This window comes from Shewanella sp. 1311 (assembly GCF_059338235.1).
Map to the genome: position 1 here is coordinate 3,876,470 of NZ_CM181686.1, position 15,804 is coordinate 3,892,273.

The following is a 15,804-nucleotide window of genomic DNA, read 5'->3' on the forward strand; positions in this document are numbered from 1 at the left end:
TTTCTGGAGCTAGATAAGGATAATCATGAATAGAACACTCTTAGCAAGCGCCATTTTACTGGCTTTAGGATTAGCGGCCTGTTCCGAGGCGCCTGTGACGCCTTCCGCAGCGTCAGCCAATAAGGCTGTGGCTCAAACACAGCAAGCTCAGGACGCATTAACTCAAGCGCAGTTACAACAACTCGGGGATTCGTTAGTCGTAACTTACCGTGTGGTGACAAATGTGCCAGACGATAAGTGCCTAAAAGATAAAGCCGATGGTCGCTGTTTTGTCGCTCAAATTGATTTCGTGCCCGGTATAGATTTAGCTAGCCAGGATTGGGAAATTTATTTAAGCCAAATGCGCCCAGTGCAATCGGTTGAAAGCGGTGAATTGACGATAACGCACGTTAAAGGCGATTTACATCGTATTACGCCAACGGCTGCTTTTAAGGGATTTGTTAAGGGCGAGAAAAAGCAACTGACGTTCCGTGGTGAGCCGTGGCAATTGGCTGAAACCGACGCTATGCCAAACTATTACCTCGCAGCAAAAGGATTAGAACCCGTCATTATCGCCAGCACTCAGGTAGGGAAAGATGCCGAAACGGGTTTAGAGACGCGTCCGTATGTTGAAGGGTTTACGAATTTTAAAACCCAATATCAACGCACTGAAACGGATAAACTCGCGCCAGCCGATACAGCGCAATTATTTAAAGACAATCAAAGCGTGAGTGAAGATGCCGCCTTGGCTGTGGATACCATTATCCCAACGCCACAAAAGGTGAAGATCCATTCAACTGATACACCAGTATCTCTTGCTGGTGGTATTAAGCTCGAATATCAGCAAGATAACCCAGAGCAAAAGAGTCAAGTTGCGGCGGCGGTGGCACGTTTAGCTCGCCTGGGTGTGGCTGAATCTGCGAGTGGCATGACGGTGAAATTTGCCAGCCAAAAAGGGGATGAGGGCAGTTATCGCTTAGATATTCAGCCAACTGAAATAGTGATCGCTGCCAATGATGCGGCGGGCTTCTCTTACGGTTTGTCATCATTAGCAAGCCTTGTGGATGTGAATTCGCTGAAAGTGAATGCCATGACCATTGAAGACAGCCCACGTTATCCGTTCCGTGGTATGCACATTGATGTGGCACGTAATTTCCACAGCAAACAATTGTTGCTGGATTTGCTCGACCAAATGGCGGCTTATAAGCTCAATAAACTGCATTTACACATGGCTGACGATGAAGGTTGGCGTTTAGAAATCGATGGTCTGCCTGAATTAACCGACATTGGCAGTAAACGTTGTCATGATTTAGATGAAAATACCTGCTTATTACCGCAGTTAGGCAGTGGGCCGTTTGGCGATACTAGTGTTAATGGCTATTACACCAAACAAGATTATATCGACATAGTGAAATATGCCGAGGCGCGTCAAATTCAGGTGATCCCGTCGATGGACATGCCGGGTCATAGCCGTGCCGCGATTAAAGCGATGGATGCGCGTTTTCGTCGATTACAGGCTGAAGACGTAGAGCTTAAAAACACGGGCAAAGTGCAGGTTGTCCCTGTGCAGGAAACGGCAAATCAAGCTAGCACAGCGGTAAAAGCGTTAGATGCGGGCGCTCGTCAATTGCAAGCTGAAGGGAAAAACACTGCAGCTGAGCAATATTTGTTATCCGATGCAAACGACAAAACGGTTTATTCTTCAGTGCAGTATTACGACGACAACACGCTTAACGTGTGTATGGAGTCGACTTATCACTTTGTCGATAAAGTGATTGATGAAATTGCCAAGTTACACCAAGCCGCGGGTCAACCATTGACGCGTTACCACATTGGTGCCGATGAAACGGCGGGAGCTTGGAAACAATCACCCCAGTGTTTAGCATTTGTCGCCAATAACGATAAAGGCGTTAAGTCGATAGATGACTTAGGCGCTTATTTTATTGAGCGAATTTCGACTATGTTAGCGGCAAAAGGCATTGAAGCCGCAGGATGGAGCGATGGCATGAGCCATGTTCGCCCTGAGAATATGCCCGCTAAAGTGCAGTCTAATATTTGGGATGTGATTGCCCATAAAGGCTATGAGCGCGCCAATCAGCAGGCGAATCTTGGTTGGGAAACCGTGCTCTCTAATCCTGAGGTGTTGTACTTTGATTTCCCCTATGAGGCCGATCCCAAGGAGCATGGCTATTACTGGGCGAGCCGCGCGACCAACAGCCATAAAGTCTTTAGCTTTATGCCAGATAACTTGGCCGCCAATGCCGAGCAATGGACCGATATTCAAAATCAGCCGTTCGAAGCGGACGACAGAATAAAACTTGATGAGGCGGGTAAAAAAATCTCGGGTCCAAGGGAGAAAGGCAAACCTTTTACTGGCTTGCAAGGGCAGGTTTGGAGTGAGTCGATTCGCAGTGACGATACGATTGAATACATGGTGTTCCCGCGTTTGTTGATGTTGGCCGAGCGTGCTTGGCATCAAGCCGCGTGGGAAGTTCCTTATCAATATCAAGGTGCTGTGTATAACCAAAGCTCGGGTGCTTTTACTTTGACCATGCGTGATGCACAGGCAAAGGATTGGCAACAACTTGCGAATACTTTAGGCCACAAAGAGTTTATTAAGTTAGATAAAGCGGGGATTGATTATCGCGTACCGACGGTCGGCGCCGAGATCCGTGAGGGTAAACTGTTTGCTAATATCGCCTATCCCGGACTCAAACTGGAATACCGAAGCCTAAATGGCCAATGGCAAGCTTATCAAGCGGGGCTGGCGGTCACTGCACCGATTGAGGTCCGTGCCATAGCTGCCGATGGTATTCGTAAAGGCCGAAGTTTAATCGTTAACTAAATCAGTTTTTATATCTGGCTGTATTTTAAAGATAAAATACAGCCTTTTTGTTTTTCTGTGTCAATGATTGCCTAAATTTGATTTTAGATCATAAATCACTTAAAAAAGTAAATGACAACGCTGTCATTTTTGCTGTAACATTGAGTTAACTAAAGTTGAGCGCTGTATTAACGGCAAATAATAAGCAACGGTAGCGCTGCATTGATAGCTGAAGAGGGGTGTCATGGGGTTAGTCCAGACAAAAGATCAACAACTGTTTATAGGTGTAGATGGCGGCGGCAGTAAATGTCGCGCCACCATTTACTGCGCAGACGGTACCGTTTTAGGGACAGGTGTTGCAGGGCGCGCAAATCCACTGCATGGTCTCACACAAACATTTGAATCCATTGAAGCATCGACTCGCCTGGCGTTGCTGGATGCTGGCATGAACGAGAGCGATAGTCACTTGCTGGTGGCGGGTCTTGGTCTTGCTGGCGTAAATGTCCCTCGGTTATATCAAGACGTGATCAACTGGCAGCATCCTTTTGCGGCCATGTATGTCACCACAGATCTGCATACGGCTTGTATTGGTGCCCATCGCGGTGCCGATGGCGCTGTGATCATCACGGGCACAGGTTCTTGCGGTTATGCCCATGTTGGTGATACCAGCTTGAGTATTGGCGGTTATGGTTTTGCATTAGGTGATAAGGGCAGCGGTGCTTGGCTGGGATTAAAAGCCGCCGAGCACGTGTTGTTAGCACTCGATGGTTTTGCCGTACCAACCCGATTAACCGATATGCTGCTGAGCTACTTTAACGTCACCGATGCGCTCGGCATTGTCGAAAATCTAGCCGGTAAATCATCAAGTTGCTATGCCGCATTAGCCAGAAGTGTGCTCGATTGCGCCAATGAAGGTGACGCGGTCGCGACGGCGATAGTGCAAGAGGGCGCAGATTATATTAGCGACATGGCGCGTAAGCTATTTAGCCTAAATCCGGTGCGTTTTTCGATGATCGGTGGCCTTGCAGAGCCTTTACAAGCCTGGCTCGGTGCCGATGTGGTCGCCAAAATTTCAGAAACCTTAGCACCACCCGAACTCGGTGCTATGTATTTCGCCCAGCAAGAATTTAATAAGTCGTTGTCAGTGCACATAGGCACTGAAGCCAAATCCTGTATTTGAACGTGAAGGTAAAAGACATGACAAACACTATTATGGAACAAGAAGCTCGCACCGCACCGCAAAAAATCGCTGGCCAGTTAGAAGCTAACGCTGAAATCATGCAGCAGTTAGGTGAAAAGCTGCGCGCCTTCGATCCCCGTTTTGTAATGATCGTTGGTCGTGGTTCATCGGATCATGCGGGTGTTTTTGCTAAGTACTTATTTGAAATCGAAGCGGGCGTACCGACGTTTGCCGCAGCACCATCAGTGGCGAGTGTGTATGGTAAGACCTTGAAACTCGAAGGTGCGTTAGTGATTGTGATTTCACAATCTGGCCGTAGCCCTGATATTTTGGCGCAGGCGCGTATGGCAAAAAATGCTGGCGCTTTTTGTGTTGCCTTAGTCAATGATGAAACCGCACCGATTAAAGATATCGTCGATGTTGTTGTGCCTTTACGTGCCGGCGAAGAAAAAGCGGTTGCCGCGACTAAGAGTTACCTCGCGACCTTGTCAGCGATTTTACAGCTCGCCGCCGCTTGGACTCAAAGCGAATCGCTTGCTAGCGCCGTCGCTTCTTTACCCCAAGCGCTGCAAACGGCGGTGGACGCTGAGCCACAACTCACGCCAGAATCCGTTGCCGACGTGAAGAACTTAGTCGTACTTGGCCGTGGTTTAGGTTATGCGGTATCTAAGGAAATCGCGCTTAAGTTAAAAGAAGTGTGTTCTATTCATGCTGAAGCCTTCAGTAGCGCCGAGTTCCTCCACGGTCCTGTGACCTTAGTTGAGAAAAAACTCACTATCGTTGATGTGTGTATTGGCGATGAATCCTACGCTAGCCACATAGAACAGATTGAAAACGTGAGCCAACGCGGCGCCGATTTAGTGCATCTGAATCAAACCTCGACCGACATTCACCCACGTGTGGCGCCGTTAGCCTTATTACAACGTTTCTATATCGATGTGGCTGCGGTTGCGATTGCCCGCGGTATTGATCCCGATCAACCTGCTGGCCTTAAAAAAGTGACCCAAACGCTCTAAGCCGCCGAAATTAAAGACTTAAGTCACTCGTGTTATTTATTGAAAGAGGTTTGCGATGAAAATCACCTTGATCGCCGAGCGTATTTTTGATGGTGAATATTTCCATCAAGATGTGCCTGTTACTGTCGAAGACGGGCACATTCTGGCGTTTGATACGGTTGTTGGCGCGAAGGAAATCCGCCAAGCCGGAACGCTGGTGCCAGGTTTTATCGATGTACAAGTGAACGGTGGCGGCGGGGCGTTATTCAATGCCGATCCGAGTGTTAATTGCATTGAAACTATCGGCCGTGCCCATGCACGTTTTGGCACGACAGGTTTTTTACCTACGCTTATTACCGACGATGTCAGCGTGATGGCCAATGCGGCCGATGCTGTGGCCGAGGCTTTAGTCAAAGGTAGCGCTGGCGTTTTAGGGGTGCATTTTGAAGGACCACATTTATCTGTGCCTAAAAAAGGTGTACATCCGCAGGGTTTTATTCGTGAAATAACCGATGCTGAACTCGCAGTATTTTGTCGTCAAGATCTGGGTATTAAAGTTGTCACGCTTGCGCCTGAGAATGTGTCGCCAGAGGTGATCCGCACGCTCGTCGCGGCGGGCGTTAAGGTGTGTTTAGGCCATTCTAATGCCGATTACGATACTGTGATTGCAGCATTAGCGGCAGGCGCGACGGGCTTTACCCATCTTTATAATGCGATGTCACCACTGGGTTCCCGTGAGCCTGGAATGGTTGGCGCGGCGATTGAGAGTGAAACCGCTTGGTGTGGTTTGATTGTCGATGGTCACCATGTGCACCCTGCGGCGGCAAAGGTTGCACTACGGGCAAAACCGAGGGGCAAGATGATGTTAGTCACCGATGCTATGCCGCCTGTGGGTATGGAGGATGAGACTAGCTTCGAGCTCTTTGGTACTCGAGTGTTAAGAGTCGGCGACAGATTAAATGCTGTGACAGGTGAGCTGGCGGGCTGTGTGCTCGATATGGCAACTGCGGTCAATAATACTGTGAACTTGTTGGGTTTACCTTTGGCGGAAGCCTTAAGAATGGCGGCGTTATATCCCGCGCAATTCCTCGGGATTGACCATAAGGCTGGCCGTTTAGCACTGGGATACAGGGCTGACTTTGTCTTGCTCGATGCGCAGAACAAAGTGCAGGCAAACTACATTGCAGGACAAGCCGTTTATGCACACCCTTAAATTGCATTTACATTTGCAGTTTAGGTGATTTTTAACATCTGGCCCTTGTCGTATTTTGATGACAGGGGCTAAGTTTTTTTATTGTACAGCACTAATTTTAAACAGTATTAGTTTTGTACAGTATTAGTTTTGCTCAACTTTTATAAAAGCTTTTAATAACAATAATAAAGGATGATGGCATGGGGACGACACAGACAAACGCAATTGCGCCAGTAAAGGTGAATAAACCTAGGTTGATGTCGCTGGATGCACTACGTGGCTTTGATATGTTTTGGATTTTGGGCGGTGAGGCTTTGTTTGGTGGCTTGCTTATTCTAACAGGCTGGGCTGGTTGGCAATGGGGCGATGAACAGATGCACCATAGCCAATGGCACGGCTTTCGGTTTTACGATTTAATCTTTCCGCTGTTTATTTTCCTCTCTGGTGTGGCCTTAGGTTTATCCCCCAAACGTTTAGATAAATTACCCATGAGTGAGCGATTACCTGTGTATCGTCACGGGATTAAACGACTCTTTTTATTGCTATTACTGGGCATTTTATACAATCACGGTTGGGGTACAGGCGCGCCTGCCGATCCTGAAAAAATTCGCTATGCCAGTGTGTTAGGTCGAATCGCCTTTGCATGGTTCTTTGCCGCATTATTGGTGTGGCACACGAGTCTACGAACCCAAATTATCGTCGCCTTGGGCATTTTGCTCGGTTATGGCGCAATGCAACTTTGGTTGCCTTTCCCTGGTGGACAGGCCGGCGTGCTCTCGCCAACGGAATCCATCAATGCCTATGTCGATTCGATTTTATTACCCGGCGTGAGCTATCAGGGACGCACGCCCGATCCTGAAGGTTTACTGTCGACTATTCCCGCCATCGTCAATGCGTTAACGGGTGTGTTTGTCGGCCACTTTATTGTTAAATCCCATCCTAAAGGAGAGTGGGCCAAAGTGGGATTGCTCGCCGCTGCGGGTGGCATTTTGTTAGCCTTCGGTTGGCTGTTAGATCTTGTTATTCCGGTCAATAAAGAGCTGTGGACCAGTTCATTTGTGCTGGTGACGTCGGGCTGGAGCATGATACTGCTGGCGGTATTCTATGCCTTAGTCGATGTGCTTAAGTGGCAAAAATCCGCATTTTTCTTCGTGGTGATAGGCACCAACGCCATCATTATTTACTTAGCGTCGAGCTTAGTGGATTGGAAATATATCGCTCAAAGCGTGTTTGGTGGCTTAGTGCTGGCCTTGCCTGAAAGCGCTCAAGCGTTAGCTGCGGTTATCAGCTTGCTCGCGGTGCAGTGGCTGGTTTTATATTGGATGTATCGCCGCAATATTTTTGTCAGAATTTAGTCAGTTGGCTTAATAGCTTGAGATCAGCCGCACGCACTCAGTGTCTGCGGCTTTTTTTACATTATTTTCTGGATGTTAGTCATCACTTACTTATAACTTATCAGTTGGCCAATCGATGATTACGAGGGAATATTCGCGAGAATTTATTAAATGACAGCGTTGTCTTTTTGTGTTATTTGTTTTAACATCACTGAAACAATGGTGCGTTTGGATGATAACATTAGCCATTGCGGACGAGTCGCGATACGGATATTCGGGAACTTAGGCATTAATTTAAACCCCGTTATCACCTCAATAATTAATTACTATAAGAAGCAGGTTTATGGAAATGACACTCGATAAAAGCCAGCAAAAAAGCAGCTTTCTCCCCATGGCCATAGTGGCCGCTCTCTTTTTCATCCTCGGATTCGCCACTTGGTTGAATGGGTCTTTGATGCCATATTTGAAACAAATATTGCAACTCAATCCCTTTCAAGCGTCGTTGATCCTGTTTTCTTTTTATATCGCAGTGACCTTTACTGCCTTGCCATCCGCTTGGCTTATTCGCAAAGTCGGTTATAAGAATGGTATGGCGATCGGCATGGGCGTGATGATGCTGGCGGGTTTACTGTTTATCCCCGCCGCGGAAACCCAAATATTTGCCTTGTTCCTATTGGCCCAATTAGTGATGGGTGCAGGCCAAACCCTATTACAAACTGCGGTTAACCCTTATGTGGTGCGTTTAGGCCCTGAAGAATCCGCCGCTGCCCGCGTGAGCGTGATGGGCATTTTGAACAAAGGTGCGGGTGTGATTGCGCCTGTGGTGTTCTCTGCACTGATTTTAGACAGCTTTAAAGACCGTATTGGTACTGAGCTGACTCAAATTCAAATTGATGAAATGGCAGACGGTTTAGTATTGCCGTATTTAGGCATGGCGATTTTTATCGGCATTTTAGCACTGGCGGTAAAAAAATCCCCATTACCAGAATTATCCAATGAAGATGAAGCCGTTGAAAATACCGATAAAGGCCAACTTAAAGCGGCGCTGTCTCACCCTAACTTAGCCTTTGGCGTGTTGGCACTGTTTGTTTATGTGGCTGTGGAAGTGATCGCCGGTGATACTATAGGCACTTTTGCGTTATCACTCGGGGTTGAACATTACGGCGTGATGACCTCCTATACCATGGTGTGTATGGTGCTAGGTTACACGCTTGGTATCCTGTTAATTCCTCGCTTTATTTCACAGCCTAAGGCTTTAATGGTGTCGGCTATTCTGGGTTTGTTACTGACATGCGGTATTTTGTTCGGCGACAATAACTCCTACGCTATCGCGAATGTTGTGTTAGTGCCTTTTGGTGGCATTGCGCTGCCTGACACCCTGTTGATGATTGCCTTCCTTGGTTTAGCCAATGCGATCGTTTGGCCTGCAGTATGGCCGCTAGCCTTGTCTGGGATGGGCAAATTGACCAGTACGGGTTCTGCGCTTCTCATTATGGGGATTGCTGGTGGCGCCTTTGGTCCAGTGTCTTGGGGCTTAATGAGCTCGGCGACAGATATGGGCATGCAGGGCGGTTATATTGTGATGTTGCCCTGTTATCTGTTCATCCTGTTCTACGCGGTGAAAGGCCATAAGATGCGTAGTTGGTAGACCAGTCAGCTTAAATAGCTAAAAAGAAGCCCTCGATGATGAGGGCTTTTTTGTGTCTTAGTTTATCTAAGCGGTTGTTACGAACTTTATACTAAGGCCAAATTAGAACGCGTAACTTACGCTCGCAAGTATGGTATCTGAGGTTTTGAATGCGCCATCAGAGACCTTTTGGTCGCCGCTAAGATCTGTGCCTAACCAAGCGAGAGAAAGCCCAAAGCCTGACAGTTCAGTCGATACGCCAACAGAGTAATCTGAGTAGCTATCAAAGCCTTCACCGTCATCCAATGCATCACCAACGTTGTAACCATAGTGCAGATCGATACTCCAGTTCTCAACAAATTCATAGGAATAGTTAAGCTCAGCATAGTGATAGTCTAAATCACTACCGCCGTAGTCATTGGTGTACCAGTAAGCGGCACGAAAGCCTTTATAATCCATGCCAGCTGTAACTTCAAAATAGCCAATGTCACTTTCGCCTGAGTAGTTATAACGGTTAAGGGTAATGTCGTAGGTCAGATCTTCGTTGATCTCACCGCCATAGGCGACATAGAAATCGTATTCGATAGCAGGGCCGTTATAACCTGGCTCATCAAAATCCACGTTACTTGCCCAAGCGCCGACAGAGAAACCCGAGTCGAAGCTCCAATCAATACCGCCTTGCAGGGCTGGATCGCCAGCGGTTTGTGAAACGCCGCGGAAACGATAGTCGTTAGTGAGACTAATTTCCCCTGTTACTTCGGCGGCGGCCATGCCGGAGAATAGGGTCGTGGTTAGCGCGAGTCCGACAAGCTGTACCAGCCGTTTTTTATTCAGATTGTTATACACGGTATTTCTCCCATTTTCTTTGTTGACTCGGACGTGTTACTGGCGGCCATGATTATTCAATTGCGCCAGTGCATCCGTTAGTTTGCCAAACAACAGCCTAGGAAAACCCGTTGCTGTGACCTCATGGCGAGTTATTGCTAAGATACCTTAGCTTTTTTGAGGCTAACATCAGCCTCGTTGATCTCACTTTTGTTCGAAAATGACGTAAACCTTGCGGCAGGGTTCCACGACTTCCCAAGTGCCTTGAAAACCCGCGGGTATAATAAACCTGTCGCCCACAGTGAACGTCTGCGATTGACCTTGAAGATCTGTGATAACACTTATCCCTTCGAGGATTTCGCAGTACTCGTATTCAGTGTAGTTTATTTTCCAAGCGCCTGATTCACTTTGCCAAATTCCACTGTGAAATTGATCACAAGGACTAGAATAATGATTCTCTAGCCCTTGAGTTGGATTGCCTGCTAACAACTTTTCCGCCGGTAACTGATAGGTCTCGACGGGTGTTTGCGCCGTAGCAAAGCGAATAATGGCGTTGATGCTCACAGTCATTTGCGATTTCCTTGTTGAGCTGACATTCGGCTATTTCATCGTAGGCATTACAAACTCGGCTTGAGTCTGTTTACCTACGGGCCAGCGGGCAGTAATTGCCTTACGTTTGGTATAAAAACGCACGCCATCTGGACCATGCATATGCAGCGGCCCAAAGAGTGATCGCTTCCAACCGCCAAAACTGTGGAACGCCATTGGTACCGGGATCGGCACGTTCACCCCAACCATACCGACTTGCACGTGGTGGCAGAAATGTCTTGCCGCTTCACCACTTTGGGTGAAAATCGCCGTGCCATTGCCAAATTCATGTTGGTTAATCAGCTCAAGCGCCGTTGGGTAATCTTTCACGCGCACAATCGCCAGCACTGGGCCAAAGATTTCTTCGCGGTAGATGCTCATTTCAGGCGTGACGTGGTCGAACAAACAGGCGCCGAGGAAATAGCCCTGTGGATTTTCTTCAACACTCAGTTTACGGCCATCGACCAGCAGCGCTGCGCCTTCTTGCACACCGGCTTCAACATATTGGGTGACCTTGGCAAGGTGCTGTTTTGAGATCAGCGGACCCATTTCCATCTCTGGCGTCAGGCCGTTGCCGACTTTTAAGCTTTGGATTTGCGGTAGCAGTTTTTCCACTAACGCATCGCCCACATCACCTACCGCGAGCACGACTGAAATCGCCATACAACGCTCGCCAGCACTGCCGTAAGCTGCACCCATTAAGGCGCTAACGGCTTGATCTAAATCCGCATCTGGCATGAGTAACATATGGTTTTTCGCGCCGCCTAAGGCTTGCACGCGTTTGCCATGTTTAGAGGCTGTGCTGTAGATGTATTCGGCAATAGGCGTTGAGCCCACAAAGCTCACCGCTTGCACATCTTTATGGGTGAGTAAGGTATCGACGGCTTCTTTGTCGCCGTTAATCACGTTAAACACGCCATCGGGAAGACCCGCTTCTTTAAGCAGCTCAGCAATACGCATCACTGAGCTTGGGTCTTTTTCCGAGGGTTTCATAATAAAGGTGTTACCGCAGGCAATCGCGATTGGGAACATCCACATGGGAACCATCACGGGGAAGTTAAAGGGCGCTATGCCTGCGACAACACCTAAAGCTTGATTAACTGACCAAGAATCGACGCCGCCACCCACTTGCTGGGTGTGTTCACCTTTAAGCAAGTGCGGAATACCACAGGCAAACTCGACCACTTCGAGACCACGGATCAACTCGCCCTTAGCATCGTCGATCACTTTGCCGTGCTCGCGGGTGATAAGTTGCGCCATTTCATCTAGGTTCTGCTCAACTAAGGCTTTGAATTTAAATAGCACTCGAGCACGGTTGAGCGGCGTGACTTGTGACCATGTTTCAAAGGCGGTTTTAGCGATTGCGATGGCTTCACCCACTTCAGTTTCGCTTGCGAGTGAGACTTGGCCACGTAGTTCACCCGTGGCGGGTTCAAAAATATCTTGGGTTCTGGTACTGGCAGGAGTGTGCTGACCATTAACAAAGTGAGTGATCTTGAGCATAGTTAACCTTTGATGTTCCCCGCCGCAGCGGGGTGTTAAATGTGAGAGTGGAACGAAAAGCTGGCGCTATTATCCAACGGCGTTAATGGCATCGCTTAGGCTATTAACCATTTGGTCTATCTCGCGTTTATCGACAATCAGTGGTGGTGACATGGCAATAATGTCGCCCGTGGCTCGCACTAAAGTGCCGTGGCGGAAGCAGTGTTCAAACACGCCGTAACCCCGTTTACCCGCGCCTTGAGCGTTAGGGGAGAATTGAATCCCAGCGACCAGCCCTGTGTTGCGAATATCAATCACATTCGGCAACCCTTTGAGGCTGTGCACTGCGTCTTCAAAGTAGCGTTCAAGCTCAAAACTGCGCTCGAATAATTGCTCATTCTCATAAATCGATAGGGTGGCAAGCGCCGCAGCCGCGGCCACTGGATGACCGGAATAGGTGTAGCCATGGAAGAACTCAATCAGTTCATTAGGGCCTTGCATGCAAGTGTCGTGGATAAAATCTTGCACGAACACTGCGCCCATAGGAATCGCACCGTTATTGATGGCTTTAGCCGTGGTGATTATATCTGGGATAACGCCCCAACGTTGACTCGCAAAAGCGGCGCCAACACGGCCAAAAGCGGTAATAACTTCATCAAAAATCAGCAGGATGCCGTGCTTTTTAGTGATTTCACGCAGACGTTTTAAGTAACCTTGTGGCGGCAATATCACCCCTGCAGAACCCGACATTGGTTCAACGATTACGGCGGCAATATTTTCGGCGCCATGCAGGGTAATAAGCTGTTCTAATACCTCGGCTTTTTCTGCGCCAAAGTGCGAGAGTCCACGGGTAAATGCCGCATTTTGGATATCTAAGGTGTGCGGTAAGTGATCGACGCCTTGCAGTAATTGGCCGCTAAATGCCTTGCGATTATTGCTTAACCCACCCACAGAGATGCCGCCAAAGCCGACACCGTGGTAACCCATTTCGCGCCCGATAAAGCGAGTGCGTGAGGCTTGACCGTTGGCTCTGTGATAGCAAAGTGCCATCTTAAGTGCAGTATCGACGGACTCAGAACCTGAGTTAGTAAAGAAGACTTTGTTTAATCCTTCAGGACTTAGCTCGACTAAGCGCTCGGCAAGTTCAAAGGCGATAGGGTGACCCATTTGGAAGGAGGGCGCGTAATCCATCTCTTTAATTTGTTTGCTGACCGCTTCGCTGATTTCTTTGCGACCATGGCCTGCGTTACAACACCATAAACCGGCGGTAGCATCTAATACCTTATTGCCATCAATATCCGTGTAATACATGCCTTCCGCTTTGGTGAGTAACCGCGGGTTGGCTTTGAATTGGCGGTTGGCGGTAAAAGGCATCCAGAAATGTTCAAGTGAGGGATGCTCAGTTGAAGATTGATGTGAAGCATCACTTGAGGAATTGAGCGGCAAATCGGCCATAGTGTCTACCTTGTCCTGTATTTTCAGGTCTTGTTTTAGGGTGGCTAATATTTGCTATGCTATGTTAGAAATAATGAACATGGAAGAGCTGTGTGCAGTTATTTGTGGCAAAAAAGCTATTTTTGTAAAAAATATTGAATTTTATTGCTCAAACAGCGTAATCTGAAGCTCGGATTACGACTGTGATGATGTGTAGCATTTGCGCTAATGTCGTCACTGAACACTATTTCTTGTCGATGAACGATAAACCACACCTATGCGAACTATTAAGAGGTCATCATGAGCACACCGAAGAAACGCAGCGAATGGGAAAGTCTTGCTGCCAGCCTGTCTATTAATGGGAAGGCGTTTATCAATGGCGAATACCAAGATGCCGTTTCGGGTAACACCTTTGGTTGTATTAGCCCTATCGATGGCCGCTTACTGGTAAAAGTGGCGAGTTGCGATCTGGCGGACGCCAATCTTGCGGTTGCCAATGGCCGCAGCGTATTTGAGTCTGGTGTTTGGTCACAGCAGTCTCCAGTAAAGCGCAAACAAGTGATGATACGTTTCGCCGAATTACTCGAAGAAAATGCCAATGAACTCGCATTGTTAGAAACCCTCGACATGGGTAAACCTATTCGTTTCTCTAAAGCAGTGGATGTGGCGGGCGCTGCCCGTGCGATTCGCTGGTCTGGCGAAGCGATTGATAAAATTTACGATGAACTCGCACCAACCGCTCACAATGAAATAGGCATGATCACCCGTGAACCTGTCGGTGTTGTCGCTGCGATTGTGCCGTGGAACTTCCCTATGCTGATGGCGTGTTGGAAGCTTGGGCCTGCACTTGCCACGGGTAACAGTGTGGTGTTAAAACCCTCTGAAAAATCACCCTTAACGGCTATCCGCATGGCGCAACTCGCCATTGAAGCCGGGATCCCCCAAGGCGTACTAAACGTGTTGCCAGGATTTGGTCATACCGTAGGTAAAGCCTTAGCCCTGCATATGGATGTGGATACGTTGGTGTTTACAGGTTCCACCAAAATCGCAAAACAATTAATGATTTATGCTGGCGAGTCGAACATGAAACGCGTGTGGTTAGAGGCCGGAGGCAAGAGCCCCAATATCGTCTTTAATGACGCGCCAGATCTGAAAGCCGCCGCCGTTGCTGCAGCCGAAGCCATTGCTTTTAACCAAGGTGAAGTTTGCACCGCAGGTTCGCGTTTGCTGGTGGAATCTGGGGTGAAAGATGAGCTTATTGCGCTTATTGCAGAGGAGCTAGCCTCATGGCATCCGGGTCATCCACTCGATCCTGCGACTGTGAGCGGCGCCGTTGTCGATAAACAACAGTTAGACACAGTACTCAGTTACATTAAAGCAGGTAAAGATGAAGGCGCGACCTTAGTCCACGGTGGCAGCCAAGTCATGGCCGATACGGGCGGTGTGTATGTGCAACCAACGGTATTTTCTAACGTAAACAATCAGATGAAGATTGCCAGCGAAGAGATCTTCGGCCCTGTGTTATCTGTCATTGAATTTAATGGCATGGAAGAAGCGATATCAATCGCCAACGATACCATCTACGGTTTAGCCGCTGGCGTGTGGACATCGGATATTAGCAAGGCCCATAAAACTGCCAAAGCCCTGCGCGCTGGCATGGTGTGGATCAACCATTACGATGGCGGCGACATGACAGCGCCATTCGGTGGCTATAAACAGTCAGGTAATGGCCGAGATAAATCTCTGCATTCCTTCGACAAATATACAGAATTGAAAGCGACTTGGATCGTGCTATAAGCGCTTAGTTTTTATAACCGCTCTTTTTTGTCTATATAAAAGAAGGAGCCGCTTTTGCTCAATACTAAAACCTCTTTTCATATTACATGGAAAGAGGTTTTTTATTTTTAGGGCGTCTTTACCCCAAGCAAGATCATTGAATCGTCAGTTGTGCTGCATTTATTGCCATTCTTTCCCCTGTGATTCGCCGTCTTTAGATTTAAAAAGAAGAATCCCTCTAGGCTCGACGGCAACATCTACAGCACACGGAAGTGTATATGCCGTGTTCGCAGGGATGTGAAAAAGCGGCCATGTCGCCAACGGTCACTGTTACAACAATGCCAATCCTAACCAACCCTCTCGCTGCCGTTCTGCGAAAAAGCTATTGCCCCAAAGCAAGATAACTTTGTTGTCAGTTTGCAGCATGAATTGTCATTGTTTCCCCTGTGACTCGCCATAAACTCGTCCCTGAGGGCTCGACGACGGCATCCATGCCGCCAACGGTCACAGTTGCAACAATGCCAATCTTAACTAACACTTCTGCTGTTCGTTTAGCTAAAAAATATTG

The 15,804-nt window shown here is 48.1% G+C and carries 11 protein-coding genes; 7 read left to right on the top strand and 4 right to left on the bottom strand.

Going from position 1 to position 15,804, the window contains the following annotated elements:
- The first annotated feature begins 25 nt into the window (after positions 1-25).
- The 6 genes from AC5YB3_RS17245 (at position 26) to nagP (ending at position 9,152) form a co-directional block, all read left to right on the top strand.
- The gene (locus AC5YB3_RS17245) at positions 26-2,824 is read left to right on the top strand and encodes a beta-N-acetylhexosaminidase (protein ID WP_494525809.1); all 2,799 of its coding nucleotides are present in this window, start codon (positions 26-28) and stop codon (positions 2,822-2,824) included.
- Between the two features lie 223 nt (positions 2,825-3,047).
- A complete protein-coding gene (nagK, locus tag AC5YB3_RS17250; protein WP_259523528.1) occupies positions 3,048-3,983 on the top strand; it encodes an N-acetylglucosamine kinase in 936 nt (311 codons plus the stop codon).
- 17 nt (positions 3,984-4,000) lie between these two features.
- Positions 4,001-4,999, top strand: coding sequence for a glucosamine-6-phosphate deaminase NagB-II (gene nagB-II, locus AC5YB3_RS17255; RefSeq protein WP_006084998.1), 999 nt, complete (start codon positions 4,001-4,003; stop codon positions 4,997-4,999).
- A gap of 55 nt (positions 5,000-5,054) precedes the next feature.
- A complete protein-coding gene (gene nagA / locus AC5YB3_RS17260) occupies positions 5,055-6,191 on the top strand; it encodes an N-acetylglucosamine-6-phosphate deacetylase (protein WP_012088545.1) in 1,137 nt (378 codons plus the stop codon).
- A 179-nt stretch (positions 6,192-6,370) separates the two neighbouring features.
- Entirely contained in the window at positions 6,371-7,525 is a 1,155-nt protein-coding gene (gene nagX / locus AC5YB3_RS17265) for a transmembrane glucosamine N-acetyltransferase NagX (protein WP_012088546.1), read from the top strand.
- A gap of 328 nt (positions 7,526-7,853) precedes the next feature.
- Entirely contained in the window at positions 7,854-9,152 is a 1,299-nt protein-coding gene (gene nagP, locus AC5YB3_RS17270; protein ID WP_012088547.1) for an N-acetylglucosamine MFS transporter NagP, read from the top strand.
- A gap of 102 nt (positions 9,153-9,254) precedes the next feature.
- Here nagP and AC5YB3_RS17275 read toward each other — a convergent pair whose 3' ends face one another.
- From AC5YB3_RS17275 to aptA, 4 genes are all read right to left on the bottom strand, one after another.
- Positions 9,255-9,977, bottom strand: a complete 723-nt coding sequence (locus AC5YB3_RS17275; protein ID WP_012088548.1) for a TorF family putative porin — start codon at positions 9,975-9,977, stop codon at positions 9,255-9,257.
- 183 nt (positions 9,978-10,160) lie between these two features.
- Positions 10,161-10,526, bottom strand: coding sequence for a cupin domain-containing protein (locus AC5YB3_RS17280; protein WP_006080672.1), 366 nt, complete (start codon positions 10,524-10,526; stop codon positions 10,161-10,163).
- A 30-nt stretch (positions 10,527-10,556) separates the two neighbouring features.
- Positions 10,557-12,047 carry a CoA-acylating methylmalonate-semialdehyde dehydrogenase gene (locus AC5YB3_RS17285; protein ID WP_006080674.1) on the bottom strand — a complete coding sequence of 497 codons (1,491 nt, stop codon included), beginning with the start codon at positions 12,045-12,047 and terminating at the stop codon, positions 10,557-10,559.
- Positions 12,048-12,116: 69 nt separating this feature from the next.
- Positions 12,117-13,481, bottom strand: a complete 1,365-nt coding sequence (gene aptA / locus AC5YB3_RS17290) for an omega-aminotransferase AptA (protein WP_494525810.1) — start codon at positions 13,479-13,481, stop codon at positions 12,117-12,119.
- A 279-nt stretch (positions 13,482-13,760) separates the two neighbouring features.
- On the opposite strand from aptA, the gene AC5YB3_RS17295 reads away from it, so the two are divergent.
- Positions 13,761-15,257 (top strand): aldehyde dehydrogenase, encoded by a 1,497-nt coding sequence (locus AC5YB3_RS17295; protein ID WP_494525811.1) that lies wholly within the window; start codon positions 13,761-13,763, stop codon positions 15,255-15,257.
- The last annotated feature ends 547 nt before the right edge of the window (positions 15,258-15,804 follow it).